General features: G+C 69.7%; 11 protein-coding genes. 2 read left to right on the top strand and 9 right to left on the bottom strand.

The window, feature by feature from the left end; all coding sequences use genetic code 11:
* The 9 genes from B5557_RS32430 to B5557_RS32390 all read right to left on the bottom strand — a co-directional run bounded on the left by B5557_RS32430 (window position 1) and on the right by B5557_RS32390 (window position 15,514).
* Window positions 1-363: a 5-carboxymethyl-2-hydroxymuconate Delta-isomerase gene (locus B5557_RS32430; protein WP_079665129.1), complete on the bottom strand. Its 363-nt coding sequence runs from the start codon at window positions 361-363 to the stop codon at window positions 1-3.
* A gap of 92 nt (window positions 364-455) precedes the next feature.
* Window positions 456-2,078 (bottom strand): fused response regulator/phosphatase, encoded by a 1,623-nt coding sequence (locus tag B5557_RS32425; RefSeq protein WP_079665128.1) that lies wholly within the window; start codon window positions 2,076-2,078, stop codon window positions 456-458.
* A gap of 123 nt (window positions 2,079-2,201) precedes the next feature.
* The gene (gene pulA, locus B5557_RS32420; protein ID WP_079662780.1) at window positions 2,202-7,643 is read right to left on the bottom strand and encodes a pullulanase-type alpha-1,6-glucosidase; all 5,442 of its coding nucleotides are present in this window, start codon (window positions 7,641-7,643) and stop codon (window positions 2,202-2,204) included.
* Between the two features lie 153 nt (window positions 7,644-7,796).
* Window positions 7,797-9,182 carry an alpha-amylase gene (locus B5557_RS32415; protein WP_079662779.1) on the bottom strand — a complete coding sequence of 462 codons (1,386 nt, stop codon included), beginning with the start codon at window positions 9,180-9,182 and terminating at the stop codon, window positions 7,797-7,799.
* A 146-nt stretch (window positions 9,183-9,328) separates the two neighbouring features.
* Window positions 9,329-10,105: an Fpg/Nei family DNA glycosylase gene (locus B5557_RS32410; protein WP_079662778.1), complete on the bottom strand. Its 777-nt coding sequence runs from the start codon at window positions 10,103-10,105 to the stop codon at window positions 9,329-9,331.
* Between the two features lie 168 nt (window positions 10,106-10,273).
* Window positions 10,274-11,950 (bottom strand): glycoside hydrolase family 13 protein, encoded by a 1,677-nt coding sequence (locus B5557_RS32405; RefSeq protein ID WP_079662777.1) that lies wholly within the window; start codon window positions 11,948-11,950, stop codon window positions 10,274-10,276.
* A 240-nt stretch (window positions 11,951-12,190) separates the two neighbouring features.
* The gene (locus B5557_RS32400) at window positions 12,191-13,099 is read right to left on the bottom strand and encodes a sugar ABC transporter permease (protein WP_079662776.1); all 909 of its coding nucleotides are present in this window, start codon (window positions 13,097-13,099) and stop codon (window positions 12,191-12,193) included.
* Window positions 13,100-13,112: 13 nt separating this feature from the next.
* Window positions 13,113-14,117: a carbohydrate ABC transporter permease gene (locus B5557_RS32395; protein WP_079662775.1), complete on the bottom strand. Its 1,005-nt coding sequence runs from the start codon at window positions 14,115-14,117 to the stop codon at window positions 13,113-13,115.
* A gap of 119 nt (window positions 14,118-14,236) precedes the next feature.
* Complete coding sequence (locus tag B5557_RS32390) at window positions 14,237-15,514, bottom strand: extracellular solute-binding protein (protein ID WP_079662774.1); 1,278 nt, start codon at window positions 15,512-15,514, stop codon at window positions 14,237-14,239.
* A 401-nt stretch (window positions 15,515-15,915) separates the two neighbouring features.
* Here B5557_RS32390 and B5557_RS32385 point away from each other — a divergent pair, with 401 nt between their 5' ends.
* A complete protein-coding gene (locus tag B5557_RS32385; protein ID WP_079662773.1) occupies window positions 15,916-16,950 on the top strand; it encodes a LacI family DNA-binding transcriptional regulator in 1,035 nt (344 codons plus the stop codon).
* Between the two features lie 150 nt (window positions 16,951-17,100).
* Window positions 17,101-18,024, top strand: a complete 924-nt coding sequence (locus B5557_RS32380) for a phosphatase PAP2 family protein (RefSeq protein ID WP_099938232.1) — start codon at window positions 17,101-17,103, stop codon at window positions 18,022-18,024.
* The last annotated feature ends 148 nt before the right edge of the window (window positions 18,025-18,172 follow it).

Below are 18,172 nucleotides of genomic sequence, written 5' to 3'. Positions count from 1 at the left end.
TCAGCTTTCGTACTTGCGGTAGGACGGGTCGAGGTCGCGGACCTCGGCGGAGGCGTGCAGCACGAAACCGTCGCCCGTCACGTGCTCGCGCAGCAGTTCCAGCACGGTCTCGGTCAGCTTCGTCTTCGTCTCGTCGGTGCGGCCGGCCAGAAGGCCGAGCGTGACGTGGACGACCGCGTGCCCCAGCTCCTCGGGCTTGTCGTAGCCGAACGCGGTGAAGGGGGCGGGACGGAACAGGGTCTTGCAGGCCTCCGGCTTGGCGGCCGCGATCTCGACCACCGAGGTGTGCAGGGCCCGCGCGAATCCGGCCAGGTCGAAGGCGGACGCCATCGTGTCCGAGTAGTCGACGGTGATCTGCGGCATGAACACTCCCCTGCTAGGACGAAAACTGGGCTCAGCCTAGGGCCTGTCCGGCGGATCAAGTCGCGTCTGCGGCATGATCCGCCGGACAGGCCCTAAGCCGTCAGTCGCAGGGCCAGCATGGCGATGTCGTCGTCCCGGTCGTGTCCGAAGTGGGTGAGGAGGGTGTCGCAGAGGGCGTCCAGGCCCGGCATGGCGCCGGTGGCGGCCGCGCGGAGGTGCTCCATGGACACCGCGAGATCGGTGCCCCGGGTCTCGATCAGACCGTCGGTGACCATGAGGAGCCGATCGGTGGGCTCCAGGAACAGTTCGGTGGGCGGGGGGTGGGGCACGCCCAGGCCGAGCAGTGGGCCGGCCGCCTTGGCGTAGTCGGCGCTGCGGTTGTCCCGGACGATCAGCGGCGGGATGTGGCCGGCGTTGGCGATGCGGGCCCGTCCGGTGCCGGGGTCGAGCAGCACCAGGCACACGGTCGCTGTGACCTCGGGGTGGTAGCGCTGGAGCATCCGGTCGAGGCGCTCGGCGAGCACCGCCGGGTCGCTCTCGTCGACGCAGTAGGCCCGCAGCGCGTGCCGGATCTCGACCATCACGGTGGCCGCCTCCAGCGAGTGCCCGACGACGTCGCCGACCGCGGTCAGTACCCCGTCGTCGGTACACAGGGCTGCGTAGAAGTCGCCGCCGATCTCGGTCTCCCGGGACGCGGGCACATAGCGGACGACGACGTCGACGCCCGGCAGCTCGGGCAGCCGGTGCGGCTGGGGCAGGAAGCTGTGCTGCAGGGTGAGGGCGACATGCCGCTCGACCTGGTACATGAGCAGCGGCTCTGCGGCGAGGACGGCGGCCTGCGCGAGCCGCGCCAGCAGGGACTCCTGCTCGGGGTCCACCCGGCGGACCTCGCGGGTGGGCGTGGCCAGGCACACCGCGGCCCGGCCGTCCTGGGTGGGGATCAGCACCAGCCGGGCGTCGTGCTGCACCCCCGGCCGGAAGAACCCGGCGGGCCACAGCGGCGCGGCCACCGTGGTGATCCGCACCCCCGCCTGCCCATGGGCGAGGCGGCGCAGCAGGGCGATCACGGCCCGGTGGGCGCCCGTGTCCGGCAGCGCGAGCGAGGTGCGGTTCCGGGAGGCCCCGCGGTACAGGTCGTCGTCCGGTCCGAGGACGAACGCGGCGGCGGGCGTGCCGGTGAGCCGCGCGGCGCCCTCGGCGGCGGCGTCGGCGAGTTCCTGCGGGGACCGCGCCGCCTGGATGGTGACGATCGTCTCGGACAGCGACGCCAGCCGCCGCGCGGCCGCCTGGTCGTCGGCCCGCAGCCGGGCGGCCCGCACCGCGGCCCGGACCACCGCGTCGATCTCCTCGGGCGCGGCAGGCATCGCCAGATGGGCCTCGCTGCCCGCCGCCAGTCCCTCGGCGCGGTCGCCCGGGGCCGCCTCGCCGGCCGAGAAGTGCACGACGGGCAGACCGGCCATGTGCGGTCGGCCCTTGAGCCGACGGCACAGCTCGAAGCCGCTCATGTCGGGCAGGCCGACGTCGACGAGGGCCACGTCCGGCAGAGTGCCCTTGCGCAGCCGTACGTCCAGCTCGACGAGCGCCTCGGCGCCGGTGCCGACCGCGACGACCTGGTGGCCTGCCCGGCGCAGCACAGCGCCCAGGGCGAACCGTCCCGCCGCCGTCGGGTCCACGACGAGCACGGTCGCGTCGGTCCGTCTGCCGCTGACGTCCATGTGCCAACTCTCGGACTCGCCGATGGAGCAGGCCTGGTTCAAGGCCTGCTCCACCAAGGTAATGCCCTTGTCCAGGGCGTACCCACAGGGCGTACGGCCTGGATGTACTCCCGGGGCGTGCTTCTAGGGCTTCGTGCGCGAGAACACCGCCACGGTCCGGGCCGGCACGGCGAAGGTGCCCGATGTCACCTCGTACGACGAGGTCTTGACGGTGGTGTCCGTGCCGGACGCCTGCACGGGGTGCAGCCGGTATCCCGTGCCGGCGAGTGTGCCGACCGTCTGCTTCTGTGCGGTCGGCGTCGCGTTGAACACGACGACCAGGTCACCGAGTTCCATGGTGATGACGCCGGGTGTCTCGTCCTTTCCGGACAGCGGGAAGGACAGTGCCGACTGCACCTGTGCGGCCGTCCGGAGGGAGAACGCCGGCTCTGTGGTGCGGATCCGCAGCAGGTCCTGGTAGGCGGCGGAGGTCGCGGTGATCTGCGGGCAGCCCACGCCGACGGTGGTCAACAGGGGCTTGGCGTAAGGCCACTTGGCCGCGTTGTCGGCGGCCGGCGGCAGCCCGCGCCCGAAGCCGTTGCCGGCGGCGCAGTTCCAGTGGACCGCGTTGAACCAGTCACCGCTGTCGAAGGAGTTGCGGTCCAGGGACTTGGAGCGCAGCAGGTCGGTGCCCGCCTGGGACAGCGCGGGCCCCTGGGAGAGGGCGGCGGCGGCCAGGGCGAGGACCTGCATACGGGAGCGGTCGGACGCGGCGGTGCCGGCCGGCAGTTTGTAGGCGAGGGCGTCGAACAGGGACTCGTTGTCGTGCGCGTCGACATAGGCGAGGGCGTCGCCGGGCGCGTCCGCGTACCCGGCCGGGGCGCCGTTGTAGTCGACCTCGGCGCCGGTGACGTCATGGCCGTCGGTGTCGGTGAAACGGTAGGCGGCGAGGTTTCCGGTCAGGCCGACCTTGATGAGGTCCTGGTAGTGCAGCAGTCGCGCCTTCTGCTGCGCCGAAGTGCCGTTCGCGGTCGAGGAGTTGGGGTCGGTGTAGAGACCGGACGCGAAGCCCTGGACGCCCGGGTCGTCGTCGAAGGGGCCGCCGCCGCGCACGGCGTCACGGGCGCGGTCGGAGAAGGTCGCGATACCGGTTCCGGCCATGTTCTTCTGCGTTGCCTGCACGAACCGGGCGTCGTCGGCGACCTCGCCGAAGTTCCAGCCCTCGCCGTACAGGATGATCTTCTTCCCGTCGACGCCGTCCTTGGCGAGGGTCAGCGCGTCGAGCGCCCGCCGCACAGCGAGGATGTTGGCCTTCGGGTGGTGTCCCATGAGGTCGAAGCGGAACCCGTCGACCTTGTACTCCTTGGCCCAGGTGACGATCGAGTCGACGACCAGTTTGCCCATCATGGCGTTCTCGGTCGCCGTGTTGGCACAGCAGGTGCTGTTGGCGACGGACCCGTCGGCGAGCAGCCGCTGGTAGTAGCCGGGCACGACCTTGTCCAGGACGCTGGTCGCCGCCTGGCCGCTCGCCGCGGTGTGGTTGTAGACGACGTCCATGACGACCCGCAGGCCGTCCTCGTTCAGCGACTTGACCATCCGGCGGAACTCGGCCGTACGGGCGGTGCCGTCCGGGTCTGTCGCATACGAGCCCTCGGGGACCGTGTAGTGGTACGGGTCGTAGCCCCAGTTGTAGGCGTCCTTCGCGGCGGTCTTCGCCACGCACTCCTGCTGCTTGTCGGAGTCGGCCGGGTAGGAGGCGAGGTCGCAGTCGGGGGTCGCCCGGTCGGCCTTCTTCTCGGGGACGGTGGCCATGTCGAAGGCGGGCAGCAGGTGGACGTACGACGTGCCCGACTCGGCGAGCTCCCGCAGGTGTTTCGAGCCGTCGCTGTTCTTGTCGGCGAAGGCGAGATAGGTGCCCTGGTCCTTGGCCGGCACGCTGGTGTCCGCGACGGAGAAGTCCCGGATGTGCAGCTCCTGGATCTGGGCGTCCCTCAGCGGTACGGCCTTGGGCTTGGCCAGGCTCGACCAGCCGCTGGGCGCGAGGGATCTGTCGTCGAGGTCGACGACCAGGCTGCGCCCGGAGTCGGCGGTGAGGGCCACCGCGTAGGGGTCGGTGACCTTGTTGACGACGACCTTGCCGACGCTGGGCGCCCACACGGTCACGACGTACCGATAGGGCTTGTTCTTCCAGGACGCGGGGCCGGTGACGGACCAGACGCCGGTGGTGTCGTCGCGCCGCATGGCGATGGTGGAGCCGTCGAGCTCCAGTGCCACCTGCTGGGCCGTGGGGGCCCAAACGGCCAGCGTGGGACGGTCGTTGTGGAAGGTCGGGCCGAGGCGCGCCCGGGTCGCGCCGGCGTAGAGGTCGTCGAGCACGCCCGCGATCTGCACGCCCGTCGCCGCCAGCACCGCGCCGTTCGCGGCCCGTTGGGAGGCGACGATCTGACCGCTCAGGGCCTCGCGCACCCGGTTCCGGTCGCGCGGGTCGACGGACCAGGCGGTGTAGGTCTTGAGGTGCGGGTACTTGGCCTTCTGGGCGTCGGTGAGGGCGGTCTTCGTCAGCCGCAGCCACTTGGCGGCCCCGGTGAGTGTGCCGTCCGCGGCGGCGATCGAGCCGTCCCGGCTGTACAGCAGCTGGGTGGAGGCGGCGGCGTCGGAGCCGTTCCAGGCGACCGTGTTCCGGTCGATCCAGACCGCCTTGGAGGTGGTCGGGTCCAGGGCCGCGGCGGAGCCGGCCGGCTGCGGGAGCAGGTACTTCTCCTGGCCGTTCAGCAGCCACACCTCGTGGCCGCTCGCGGTGAGGTCCAGCGACCGGTCGGTGGGAAGGTCCTTGTCGTCGCCCTTGTGGAGGATGTAGCTGAGGCTCGTGGCACCGGCGGTGAGCGGCACTTCGAAGACGGCGCCGTAGGCGTCGGTCCGCACCGGCTTCAGCGGGTTCGACCACTCGGTGGGGTGCGTGGCGCCGGTCCAGACGTGCAGACCCCAGCCGTCGTAGTTCCCGTCGGCGCGGTGGTAGTGCAGGACGGCCTTCGTGGCGTCCTGAGCCGGAAGGTCGTCCGGCTTCTGGGTGCGTACGGTGTCCTTGCCCTGCTCGATCCAGATCTCGCCGGTCTTCGTGACGTCGATCGTGCGGTCGGCGGAGACGTCCTTGTCGCCCTGCTTGTCGATGACGAGGAAGCCGACGCTTGACGCACCCGGCTTCAGCTTGACGTAGGCGAAGGCGCCGTACGCGTCACGGCCGACGAAGGGATGGCTGTCCGGCCAGGTGGTTGCCTCGCCGTCGGCCAGGTCGCCCCAGGCGTACAGGCCCCAGTCGGTGTAGTCGCCGTCGGTGCGCTTGTAGTGGACGATCGCGTAGTCGCGGGAGGAGGCGGTGGGGGTCTCCTCGGCGGGCGGGGTACCGGTGGCGGAGCTCGCGGTGGCACTCGCCGTGCGTCCGGCCGCGTCGATGACAACTGCCTTGTAGCGGAGGGCGGTTCCGGTCGGCACGCGCTTGTCGACGGTCTGGGTGACCTTGTAGGGGGCGTGGTCGGCGGAGCCGAGGGTCTGCCACCTGCCGTTGCCGACCTGGGCGGCGAAGACGACCCGGTTGAGCTGCCCGCCTCCCCCGACCTCGGCGGTCAGCTCGACCGTTCCGGTGGCGCCGGCGGCGGGGGCGTGGAGGGCGAGGGTCGGCGCGGTGGTGGGGGCGGGCGGCTTGCGGGCGGCCTTGAGGACGATGGCCGAGTCCGCCGGAACGGTTACCGTGATTTTCTTGTCGGCGCCGGCCGTGACTGTTGCCCGTGTGCCGTAGATCCCGCGGAACGCCGTGTTCGCGGTACCGGTCTCGAAGGTCGCTTCCGTCGCCGTGGCCGCGTTGTTGAAGGCGACGACGTACTCGGTGGCGTCCTTGCCGACGCCGTTGCGGGAGAAGGCGTAGACGCCGGGGCCGTCGGCCGCGTAGCGCTCGGTCTGGACGCCGTCGGCGAGGGCGGGGTTCGCCTTGCGCAGCTTGGCGAGGGCGCTGATGTGCCGGTAGAGCGGGGCGCCGGTGTCGTAGGCGTCGCTCGCGTGGGTGCGGTCGGTGCCGATCTCGTCGTCGTCGAGGTAGTCGGCCGTCCTGGACGCGAACATCGTCTGGCGGGCGTCCTTGTCGCCGCCGGAGCCGGTGAAGCCCTGCTCGTCGCCGTAGTAGACGACCGGGTTGCCGCGGCTGAGGAACATCAGCTCGGCTGCGAGCTTGTCCTTGGCGAGGAGCTGCGCGTCCGTGGCCTTGGGATTGTCCTGCTTCAGGAAGTACCCGATGCGGCCCATGTCGTGGTTGCCGAGGAAGGTGACCTGCTCGTACGCGTTGGCCTTGTCGGTCGTGTACTTGTAGTCGTCGGCGAAGACCGAGGCCAGCTTGCGCGCGCTGGCGCCCTGGGAGGCGTAACTCCGCGCCGCCTCCTGGAACGGGAAGTCGAGCGTGGCGTCGAGGCGGCCCTGGGTGACGTACGGGGACGTGATCGAGGTGTCGGCGGAGTAGACCTCGCCGAACATGAAGAAGTCGTCCCGGCCTTGCTTGGCCGCGTAGGCGTCTAGAGCCGTCGCCCACTGGGTCCAGAACTCCATGTTCACGTGCTTCACGGTGTCGATCCGGAAGCCGTCGATCCGGAAGTCCCGCACCCACCGCTGGTAGATCTTCTCCATCCCGCTGACGACCTCGGGCCGCTCGGTCCACAGGTCGTCGAGCCCGGAGAAGTCCCCGTACGTCGTCGACTCACCGGCGTAGGTCGAGTCGCCGCGGTTGTGGTACATCGTCGGGTCGTTGAGCCAGGACGGGACCTTGGCGTTCCTCTTCGCGGCAGGGACCTTCGGGGTGCGCGGGAAGGAGTCGGCGTCGACGGCGGGAAACTTGCTGCCGCCGTTCGCGCCGGCGGCGCCGCCCGCGTAGTCCGCGTCGTCGAAGGGCTCCCCGTCCTTCGTCAGATACGGGAACGCCCCCTTGGAGAGGTAGTCGTAGGACTTCTGCTCGTAGTCGACGACGTCGGCGGTGTGGTTGGTGATGACGTCGAAGAAGACCTTCATGCCCTTGGCGTGCGCCTTGGAGATGAGGGTTGCCAGGTCCTTGTTGGTGCCGAAGTGCGGGTCGACCTGGGTGAAGTCGGTGATCCAGTAACCGTGGTAACCGGCGGAGGCGTTGTTTCCCGTCCCCTGCACGGGCTGGTTCTTGAAGATCGGGGCCATCCAGATGGCGGTGGTGCCGAGGCCCTTGATGTAGTCGAGGCGCCGGGTCAGGCCCTTGAGGTCGCCGCCCTGGTAGAAGCCCTTGTCAGTGGGGTCGTAACCGGTGGTGAGACGGGATCCGGTCAGGCCGCCGGTGTCGTTGGAGGAGTCCCCGTTGGCGAAACGGTCCGGCATGACGAAGTAGAACTGCTCGCGTGTGTCGTCGTGCCGGGCGGGGGCCGAGGCCAGCTTCGCGTCGGAGGGCGGCGGGGGCGGGCTGTCCGCGTGGGCCGCGAGGGGCTGCACGAGGGCTGCGGCGAGCGCGGCCACGGTGACGGCCGCGACCCGTCCGGCTGGTGGTGCGGTGCGGCGCGTCGGGGGCGCCGGCCAACTCGGTATCACAGGCGGGAACTCCTTGCGATGACGGCTCTCTTGGGTCCGACCCCGACGCCGCGGGACGGCTTCGTCGCCGGGCGCCCGCGTGACCGTATCGCTGACGAAAGGTTTACAGCAAGAGCCTTGCAATCCACGGCAAGAAGTTTCACCGGGACCTTCTCAGCAGGTGGCCTTGCCCGCGTAGATCGCGAGGGCCGTGTTGGCGCCGAGGGTGGCGCTGAACTGCCCGCCGGAGTTCACCGTGACGGTCGTGTTGCTCTGTACGTTGCAGTACGTTCCCGCCGGCAGGGAGGTCTGGTACGTGCGCGTCAGGCCGCTCGACTCGTGGTTGATGGCGACGTACCCCTTCGCACCCCGGCCGAAGGCGATCGCGTCGCCCCCGTTGTCCCACCAGTCGCTCATCGCCGCGCCCCGGGTGGCGTTGCGGAAGGCGACCATGCGCAGGATCTCCGGCCAGGCGTGCTGGCACTTCCACCCGTTTTGCCAACAGGCGCTGACCGCACCGCCGTTGGGCGGACCGGCGTCCGTGTCCGACCACTCGTATCCGGAGTTGATGTCCGGGGCGCCGTAGGGGTACGCGAGCATGAAGACGTTGGCCAGCGTGTAGTTCGCCCCGTCCTTGTAGTTGAGGGTCGACCCGTTGCGCTCGGTGTCGTGGTTGTCCACGAACACGCCGGCGACGGAGCTGCTCAGGTAGCCCCATCCCGCGCCGTAGTTCTTCAGGTAGGCGAGGTTCTCGTTGTTGAAGACGCGCTTGAGGTCGTAGGCGTAACGGAACTCCTGGACGTCCCCGCTCCCGGTGTACTCGGTGGGCTGGACGGCCTCTCCGCTGCCGTAGATGACCTCCTGTTTCCAGTACGCGTTCGGGTTCGTCAGCCGCGACTTGATGTTGGCGAGGTCGGCGGCGTCGATGTGCTTGGCCGCGTCGATGCGGAAGCCGTCGACGCCGAGGGTGAGCAGGTCGTTCAGGTACCCGGCGATGGTCTTGCGGACGTACTCCTCGCCGGTGTCCAGGTCGGCGAGGCCGACGAGTTCGCAGTGCTGGACGTTCCAGCGGTCGGCGTAGTTGGTGACCTGGCTCGTGCAGTCGTCGAAGTCGTAGGAGGAGTACAGCCCGGGGTAGTCGTACTTCGTGTACGAAGACCCCCCGGTCCCGGTGCCGCTGCCCGCCGACATGTGGTTGATCACCGTGTCGACGACGACCTTCACACCGGCCGCATGGCAGGTGTTCACCATGTTCTGGAACGCCGTACGGTCGCCCAGCCGACCCGCGATCTTGTAGCTGACAGGCTGGTACGACGTCCACCACTGCGAGCCCTGTATGTGCTCGGCGGGCGGGGAGACCTGGACGTATCCGTAGCCGGCCGGGCCGAGCGTGTTGGTGCACTCCTTGGCGACCGAGGCGAAGTTCCACTCGAAGAGGACGGCGGTGACGTCTTTGACGCCGGGCGGGGTGGCGTACGCCGTGGAGGTGCCGGGGGCGAGGACGGCGGCCGCGGCCGCGGCGAGGGCGAGGGCGCCCGAAAGCGATCTGCTGCTTGCCATGTGGGGTTCCTTCTCCATTGAAGGCTCTTGCTGAAATATTTCAGAAACCTTGCGGTGGCGTGATGTTAAGGGTCCGGCGGCCAAAAGGGCAGCGGTGTGCGTGAAAGATCTGCAAGAAAGTCAGGGAGTGACGTCCCGGGCGCGCGCTACTGGCACCGCGGGCACCAGACCGTTCCGCGCCCCGCCGTGCGGGTCCGGCGCAGGGGGCCGCCACAGCGCGGGCAGACGGGGTGCGGGTCGTCGCGGTGGCCGGTGAGCCAGGAGTCCCGGGGCGGGACGCGACCGGCGGTGACCGCGGAGCGCAGGGTGCGGCGCATGTGGGTGTACAGGTGGCCGAGGTCGGCCTCGTCGAGCTCGCTCGCCCGGCTGGTGGGGCGCAGTCTCGCGCGCCACAGGATCTCGTCCGCCAGCAGATTGCCGAGTCCGGCCAGCACGCTCTGGTCGGTGAGGACGGTCTTGACGCTGCCGCGGTGCGCGGTGAGCGCGGCGTCGAAGTCGTCGCGGTCCACCGTCAGCGCGTCCGGGCCCAGGCCGCCCAGCAGCCGTGCGACCTCGGACTCGTCGTCGGCCAGCCACAGGCCCCGGAGTTTGCGCTGGTCGCGGTAGCGCAGCTGCCGGTCGCGGGCCACGGTGAACAGGACGCGGTCGTGTGCCCCGGCCGGGTCGTCGGGGTCGGCGCAGAGCAGTTGCCCGGTCATGCCGAAGTGCAGCATGAGGGTGGGGCCGCCGGTGCGGGCGAGCAGCCACTTCCCGTGCCGCTCCGGTTCGGTGAAGCGCCGGCCCTCCAGCGCGTCACGCAGCCGCCGCACGCTCACCTCGTGCAGCACGCCCGTGTCCAGCACCTCGACGTGCTGGATCGTCCTGCCCTTCGCACAGTCCCGGAGCACCCTCCGGAATCCCTCGACGTCCGGCAGCTCGGGCATGCCCACGTCCTCCCTCGCACCAGGGTCCACCGGCCCGGCGAACGGGCCGCGGCCCCCTCACTCCATGGTGGCTCCTGGCCGCCCGCGGTGCAGTACGAAGGCCCGCCGTTCCCAGGAGAGCGCGAGGGGAACGGCGGGCCCGGGTCGTGTCCGGCCGGGAGAAGGACGTCAGGCCGTGGTCCACCACACCGTCGTGTCGGCCGGCACCTTCGCCTCGTCGTCCGTCCGGGCCACCTCGCCGCTGGCGAGCAGGACACGGCCGTACGCCGGGATGCGCACCGACTCCCCCGTCGTGTTCGCGACGCACACGAACTCCCCTCGGCGGAAGGCCAGGACGCCCTCCGGGGCCTTCAGCCACTCCACCGCCTCGCCCGCGCCCAGGTCGGGCTCGGAGCGGCGCAGGCGCAGGGCCGAGCGGTACAACTCCAGGGTCGAACCGGCCACGCCGTCCTGGGCCTGGACGCTCAGCTCGCCCCAGCCGGCCGGCTGGGGCAGCCAGCTGCCGCCGTCGCCGAAGCCGTACGACGTGCCCTCGCGGGTCCACGGGATCGGGACGCGGCAGCCGTCGCGGAAGCCGTCCTGGCCGGCGCCGCGGAAGTAGGCGGGGTCCTGGCGGACCTCGTCGGGCAGGTCGACGACGTCCGGGAGGCCGAGTTCCTCGCCCTGGTAGACGTACGCCGAGCCGGGGAGCGCCAGCATCAGCAGCGTGGCCGCCCGGGCGCGGCGCAGGCCGAGCTCGCGGTCGCCCGCCGTGCGGATCTGGGTGCCGAGGCCGGGCGGGTTGGCGAAGCGGGTGGCGTGGCGGGTGACGTCGTGGTTGGACAGGACCCAGGTGGCCGGGGCGCCGACCGGACGCATCGCCTCCAGGGTGCGGTCGATGACCGTCCGCAGTTCCTTGGCGTCCCAGTCGGTGCTCAGGTACTGGAAGTTGAAGGCCTGGTGGAGTTCGTCGGGGCGGACATAGTTCGCCGTGCGTTCCACCGTCGGCGTCCAGGCCTCCGCCACAAAAATGCGCTCGCCGGAGTACTCGTCGAGGATCAACCGCCACTGGCGGTAGATCTCGTGGACGCCGTCCTGGTCGAAGAACGGCATGACATCGTTGCCCAGCAGCTTGAGCTGTTCGTGGGTGCCGAGGTCCGGGAGGCCTGCCGCCTTGACCAGGCCGTGGGCGACGTCGATGCGGAAGCCGTCGACGCCCATGTCGAGCCAGAAGCGCAGGATGGAGCGGAACTCGTCGCCGACGGCCGGGTGTTCCCAATTGAAGTCGGGTTGCTCGGGGGCGAAGAGGTGGAGGTACCACTCGCCGGGTGTGCCGTCCGGCTCGGTGATCCGGGTCCAGGCCGGGCCGCCGAAGATGGACTCCCAGTCGTTGGGCGGGAGTTCGCCGTTCTTCCCCTTCCCCGGGCGGAAGTGGTAGCGGTCGCGCAGCGGCGAGCCGGGGCCCTCCGCGACCGCTCGCCTGAACCAGTCGTGCTGGTCGGAGGAGTGGTTGGGGACCAGGTCGACGATGATCTTCAGGCCCAGGTCGCGGGCGTCGCGGATGAGGGCGTCGGCGTCCAGGAGGTTGCCGAACATGGGGTCGACCTCCCGGTAGTCGGCGACGTCGTAGCCGGCGTCGGCCTGCGGGGAGGCGTAGAAGGGGCTGAGCCACACGGCGTCGACGCCGAGGTCGTGCAGGTACGGGAGGCGGGAGCGTACGCCTTCCAGATCGCCCATGCCGTCGCCGTCGCTGTCGGCGAAGCTGCGCGGGTACACCTGGTAGATCACCGCGTCCCGCCACCAGTCGCTGCGCTTGGCTTCGGCGCGGTGGAGGGCCGGGGCGATGGCGGAGTGCTGCTGGCTCATGGCGTCCTTGGGTCGGATGTGCGTAACGATGATGACGAGACGGCCGCGGTGACAGCGGGGTCTGGGGTCCCCCCTCTGGGGGAGGGCACCGCGGCCGTCTCGGGTGTGGGGGTGGGCGAAGGGGCGAAGCCCCTCGCCCACAGGGGCGCGGGACTGTATCGCTGTGCGGCTCCGCCGCGGGGCGCGACCGGCCACGACGGCGCCGCGGACAACCCACGGCCCTCGCGGCTCGACCGGCGGTCAGCCCTTCGTGCCGCCCGCTGTGAGGCCGGTCACCAGGTTCTTCTGCACGAGGTAGAAGAACACTGCGGCGGGTATCGCGATCAGCACGGCGGTCGCGGCCATGAGGTTGCGCTGGGCGTCGTGCTCGCTGACGAAGGACTGCAACCCGACGGCGAGCGTGTACTTGTCGTCGCTGAGCATGAACGTCGAGGCGAAGGCGACCTCGCTGAACGCGGTGAGGAAGTTGTAGAAGGCGGCTACCGCGAGGCCGGGCTTGGCCAGCGGGAGGATCAGCCGGAAGAAGGTGCCGAAGGGGGTGAGCCCGTCGACGCGTCCGGCCTCGTCGATCTCGAAGGGGATGGTGTCGAAGTACCCCTTGAGCAGCCAGGCACTGTACGGGATGACCGTCGTGCAGTAGACGAGGATCAGGCCGAGGTAGTTGTCGATGAGCTTCAGGTCGGACAGGATCTGGTACATCGGGACCATCAGCACGGCGACCGGGAACATCTGGGTGACCAGCAGGACCCACATGAACTTCTTGTAGCCGGGGAAACGCATGCGGGAGACGGCGTAGCCGGTGGTGGCGGCGATGAGCACGCCGATGGCCGTGGTGCCGAGCGTGACGATGAGGGAGCTCTTCAACCAGTCGAAGAACTTGGTGTGTTCGAGGACGAACGTGTAGTTGTCGAACGTCATCTTGTCCCAGATGCCGCCCGGGTGCAGGTAGTCGTCCTTGTCCGGGCCGAGGGACAGATAGACGAGCCAGCCGATCGGGAAGAGCGCGATCAGGCTCGCGCCGATCAGGACGGCGTGCGAGGCGAGGGAGCCGGCGAGGCTGTTCTCGCCGCGGCGCCGGGCCGGGCGGGGGGTCTTCGCGGAGCGCTGCTCGCTCAGGGGGGCGGAGGTCTCGGCTGTGGTGGTACTCATGGGAACTCCTGCCTCAGATCGCGAGCTGCTGCTCGTTGCGGTTCAGCCAGCGGCGGTAGAACGAGGTGAAGACGATCAGAATGGCCAGCAGCAGGATGCCGTAGGCGGCGGACTGTGCGAAGTCACGCGGCTGCTGTCCGAAGCCGAGGTAGTACGCCCAGGTGACGAGGATCTGCGCGTCCGGCGCGGTGGTGCCGAACAGCAGGAAGATCACGGCGAACTGGTTGAACGTCCAGATGACGCCGAGCAGGACGACGGTGGAGCTGACGGACCTCAGGCCCGGCAAGGTGACGTACCGGAACCGTTGCCAGGCGCCGGCGCCGTCCATCTCGGCGGCCTCGTAGAGGGAGGCGTCGATGGCCTGCAGGCCGCCGAGCAGCGAGATCATCATGAACGGCACACCGCACCAGGTGTTGACCATGATCGCGGCGAACCGCTGCCAGAAGGTGTCCTCCAGCCACTGCGGTGACGGCAGGTGCAGGGCGTCGAGCACGGTGTTGATGACGCCGCCGTCGGCGAGCATGAAACGCCAGCCGAAAACGGTGACGAACGTGGGCACGGCCCACGGCAGCACCAGGATCAGCCGGTACAGGGTGCGTCCGCGCAGTTTCTGGTTGAGCAGGAGCGCCAGGCCGAGTCCGATGGTGTAGTGCAGGGTGACGCAGGCCACCGTCCACACGATCGTCCAGATGAAGTGCGACCAGAAGCGGTCGTAGGCCGTCGGGCCCCACAGGATGTCGGCGTAGTTGTCGAGGCCGATGAACTTGTAGGTGGCGTCGATGTGGTTGACGCCGATGGTGCGCGCGGTGTTGAGGCTGTTGGCGTCGGTGAGCGTCAGGTAGAGGCCGTACACCAGGGGGTACAGGACGAGGACGCCGAGGACGATCGCCACCGGCGCGATCATCGCGTACGCGTACCAGTGTTTGTGGTAGCCGTGCTTCAGGCGGGTGCCCGGCCCGGGCCTCGGCTCACGGTCACCGCGGCGCTTGCCGGTCGCGCGGTCGATGGCGACTGTCATGGTTCGACACCTTCTGGATCTTCACGCTGGATCTTCGAGGGGGTGTACGGCTCACAGGCCGGTGGCCGCCGGATCCCTCCCCCCACCGTCAAGCGGGAGATCCGACGGCCACGCGGGGCTCACTTGCTGAAGTCCGGCACCAGCTTGGCGATGGCGAGTTCAGCGTTGCTCAGGCCCTTGTCGAGGCTCTCCTTGCCGCCCGCGATCTTGGGCAGTTCGGTGTCGAGCGGACCCCACAGGGAGCTGTACTCCGGCAGCGCGGGGCGCGGCTGGGCGGAGGCGAGGACGGCGCCGTAGCCGGCGATGCCCGGGTCGGCCTTGACGGCGGCGGTGTAGGCGTCGTCGCGCGTGGGCAGCGTGGAGTTCTTCTGGGCGATGGTCGCCTGGGACGACGCGGAGGTCATGAAGTTGATGAACTTCAGCGCGGCGGCCTGGTGGGCCTTGTCGGAGCCGGCGTAGACCGAGAGGTTGTGGCCGCCGGTCGGGGCGCCCGCCTTGCCGGTGGAACCGGCCGGGACGGTGGCGATGCCGAGGTTGGCCTTGTCCTTGAACGCGCTGCCCTTGTAGAAGTTCGTGATCTCCCAGGGGCCCTGGATGATCGCGGCGACCTTGCCGTTGACGAACGCGTCCTGGATGTGGGCGTAGGCGTCGGCGGTGGTGTCGGCCTTGTGCAGGCCCTTGCCGTCGAACAGGCCGAGCCAGGTGCCGTACGCCTTCTTCGCCGCCGCCGAGTTGACGGTGATCTTCTTGGCGTCGGCGTCGACGGTGTTGGTGCCCTCGCCGTAGAGGAAGGGCTGGGCGTAGTAGCCGGCGGTGGCGGAGCCCCAGTAGCCGTCGACGCCCGTCTTCGCCTTGATCGTGGCGGCGGCGGTCTTCAGCTCGTCCCAGGTCTTCGGGGCGGCGGTGAGGCCGGCCTTCGCGAAGAGGTCCTTGTTGTAGACCAGCGCGAGCGTGTCGGTGACGATCGGCACGCCGTACGTCTTGCCCTCGTACTTGGCCTGCTCGATCAGGTTCGGCTTGAACTTGGCCTGGTCCTTGAGGGCGTCGGTGCCGTCCAGCGGCAGGAAGTAGCCCTTCTTGGCGAAGGCGGGGGTCCAGCCGACCTCGGAGCGCAGCACGTCGGGCGCGCCGGAGGCGCCGGCGGCGGTGTCGAACTTGTTCTGGGCCTGGTCGAAGGGCACGTTGACGTACTTGACCTTGACGTCCTTGTTGGCGGCCTCGAACTGCTTGACCAGGGCCTGGTACGTGGGCGCCTCATTGGTGGCGTTGGAGGTGTCCCACCAGGTGATGGTGACCGGCCCGGACGAGTTGTCGCTGCCGCTGTCGTCCCCGCCGCAGGCCGTCGCCGCGAGGGCGAAGGACGCCACCAGCGCGGTGGCCGCTATGCCACGCCGCATGAGTTTCTCCTTGAGGGTGAAAGCCCGTATAGCTCCAGGAAGCGGTCCCGTCCGCCGTCCTGCCGACTCCGACCGCGCCGTTGCCGCCGTCGGGCGACGTGAACGTAACAGCGATGTAAGCGGCACGAAAGACCTTGCAGAAAAAAAGTGCAAGAGATCTCCGAAGTTATCCGCACGTGACCCGTGCGTGACCTCCCCTCGACCGCCATGAGACCGTAGTTGTCGCGGTTGAGCGGCCTCACAGCGGGGCATGCGGCCGCTGTGCAAGACTCTGCAAGCTCTTGCCATCACTTTCATGAGGGAGCGCGATGACGCAGCAGCCCGGCGCGGGCCGTTCACCAGGTCGCCCACGGCGCCCGGTCGGTGTGCAAGGCAGCACCCGACGGGTACAGTCCACCCCTGTGACCACACGGCTTGCCGACATCGCTGCGCAGGCGGGGGTGAGCGAAGCGACCGTCAGCCGCGTCCTCAACGGCAAGCCTGGCGTCGCCGCCACCACCCGCCAGTCCGTGCTCGCCGCTCTGGACGTCCTGGGCTACGAGCGCCCGGTCCGGCTGCGCCAGCGCAGCGCGGGCCTGGTCGGCCTCATCACGCCGGAGCTGGAGAACCCGATATTCCCGGCCCTGGCCCAGGTCATCGGCCAGGCGCTGACCCGCCAGGGCTACACCCCGGTCCTCGCCACCCAGACCCCGGGCGGCTCCACTGAGGACGAGCTGACCGAGATGCTGGTCGACCGCGGCGTCGCCGGCATCATCTACGTCTCCGGCCTGCACGCGGACACCACGGCCGACATGCAGCGCTACGAGCAGTTGCGCGCACAGGGCGTCCCCTTCGTGCTGGTGGACGGTTTCTCCCCCAAGGTGCAGGCCCCTTTCATCTCGCCCGACGACCGGGCGGCGATGACCCTGGCGGTCACCCACCTCGTCTCGCTCGGCCACACCCGGGTGGGTCTGGCCCTGGGCCCCAAGCGCTTCGTCCCGGTCCAGCGCAAGATCGAGGGCTTCGTACGGGCCATGCAGGACCAACTGCACCTGAGCGCGGAGACAATCGAAACCGATCTCGTCCAGCATTCCCTCTACACCCTGGAGGGCGGCCAGGCGGCGACCATGGCCCTGATCGACCGGGGCTGCACGGCGATCGTCTGCGCGAGCGACATGATGGCGCTGGGCGCGATACGGGCGGCCCGGCAACGCGGCCTCGCGGTCCCACGGGACATCTCGGTGGTCGGCTTCGACGACTCCCCTCTGATCGCCTTCACCGACCCGCCCCTCACCACGGTCCGCAAGCCGGTCCCCGCGATGGGCCAGGCCGCCGTCCGCACCCTCCTGGAGGAGATCGGCGGGACCCCCGCGCCGCACAGCGAGTTCGTGTTCATGCCGGAGCTGGTGGTACGCGGTTCGACCGCTTCGGCGCCCGGTGACCGGAATCGTCCCTAGGGCCCGGAATCATCCGCTGGGCGGAGAAACCAGGGATTGCCCCCGTGCGCCGGTAGTAGACGCGGCAGTCCGCCCGCTGTACAACGTGCGGGGCGAACCCGACCGGGGGATGATCGGGCCAAGAGGGCTTTTCTGGCAGACTTCATGTCCATGGGTGAATCGACTGTGACACCGTTGGAGGGCCGTGACCAGGCCATTCCCTACCCTGTCACGGCCGGGCCCCGGCAGCGTCGGCTCAACCGGCTGCGCACCCCTCGCCGCCCTCGCCTCTGGTTCGAGATCCTCCTCATCGGCGTCAGTTACTGGACGTACTCACTGGTGCGCAACGCCGTCCCGGAACAGCGCGCCGAGGCACTGCGCAACACGGACTGGATCTGGCGCGCGGAGCATAATCTCGGCATCGCCGTGGAGGAGTCGGTCAACCACGCGGTGAACTCGGTGACCTGGCTCATCGTGGGCATGAACTACTACTACGCGACGCTGCACTTCATCGTCACGCTGACCGTCCTGGTCTGGCTCTACCGCAGCCACCCCGGCCGCTACGCGGCAACGCGCCTGGTCCTGTTCGCGACCACGGCGGTCGCCCTGGTCGGCTACTACCTGTACCCGCTGGCGCCGCCGCGTCTGATGCCGGGCGGCGACTTCATCGACACGGTGATGGTCCACCAGACGTGGGGCTCGATGGCGTCCGGCGACCTGAAGAACATGTCGAACCAGTACGCCGCGATGCCGTCGATGCACATCGGCTGGTCCCTGTGGTGCGGCCTGACGATCTTCGCCCTGGCCAGACTCCCCTGGGTCCGCGTCCTGGGCCTGCTCTACCCGGTGGCGACGCTGGTGGTCATCGTCGCCACGGCCAACCACTTCTGGCTGGACGCGGTGGGCGGCATCCTCTGCCTGGCCTTCGGCTTCGCGGTCGCCCGCCTCTGGTACGGCGCCCTGCCACACGCCCTGCCCCGCATTCCCCCAGGAGCACCCGCCCACCCCCATCGGGACGAAGCCGCCGACCACCACACCCCCGAGCCCCTCCCCTCCCTCTCACCGCCCCCGCCAGAACCCGAACGAAACCCATAGCAGAGCACCAACACAAACGGCCGGAACGACGGGAACGACGGGACACCGACACAAACGGCCGGGCGGAAGGCGAACGATCCCGCACCCGCGAGACGGCGGGAGCGGGCCGTGGCGGTGCGTCGCAGCCCGTCGCTTAGCTCGTCACTGC

Origin of the sequence: Streptomyces sp. 3214.6, assembly GCF_900129855.1 — a bacterium.
Taxonomy (GTDB): domain Bacteria; phylum Actinomycetota; class Actinomycetes; order Streptomycetales; family Streptomycetaceae; genus Streptomyces; species Streptomyces soliscabiei.
The sequence above is the reverse complement of the archived record's forward strand: the minus strand, read 5'-3'. Positions and strand labels throughout refer to the sequence as shown.

Bases quoted from the DNA above. Each gene is read 5' to 3' on its own strand.
- B5557_RS32390 (WP_079662774.1), bottom strand. From the start codon at position 15,514: ATGCGGCGTGGCATAGCGGCCACCGCGCTGGTGGCGTCCTTCGCCCTC.
- B5557_RS32425 (WP_079665128.1), bottom strand. From the start codon at position 2,078: ATGGACGTCAGCGGCAGACGGACCGACGCGACCGTGCTCGTCGTGGAC.
- B5557_RS32400 (WP_079662776.1), bottom strand. From the start codon at position 13,099: ATGAGTACCACCACAGCCGAGACCTCCGCCCCCCTGAGCGAGCAGCGC.
- B5557_RS32430 (WP_079665129.1), bottom strand. From the start codon at position 363: ATGCCGCAGATCACCGTCGACTACTCGGACACGATGGCGTCCGCCTTC.
- B5557_RS32405 (WP_079662777.1), bottom strand. From the start codon at position 11,950: ATGAGCCAGCAGCACTCCGCCATCGCCCCGGCCCTCCACCGCGCCGAA.
- B5557_RS32415 (WP_079662779.1), bottom strand. From the start codon at position 9,182: ATGGCAAGCAGCAGATCGCTTTCGGGCGCCCTCGCCCTCGCCGCGGCC.
- B5557_RS32410 (WP_079662778.1), bottom strand. From the start codon at position 10,105: ATGCCCGAGCTGCCGGACGTCGAGGGATTCCGGAGGGTGCTCCGGGAC.
- B5557_RS32395 (WP_079662775.1), bottom strand. From the start codon at position 14,117: ATGACAGTCGCCATCGACCGCGCGACCGGCAAGCGCCGCGGTGACCGT.
- B5557_RS32380 (WP_099938232.1), top strand. From the start codon at position 17,101: ATGGGTGAATCGACTGTGACACCGTTGGAGGGCCGTGACCAGGCCATT.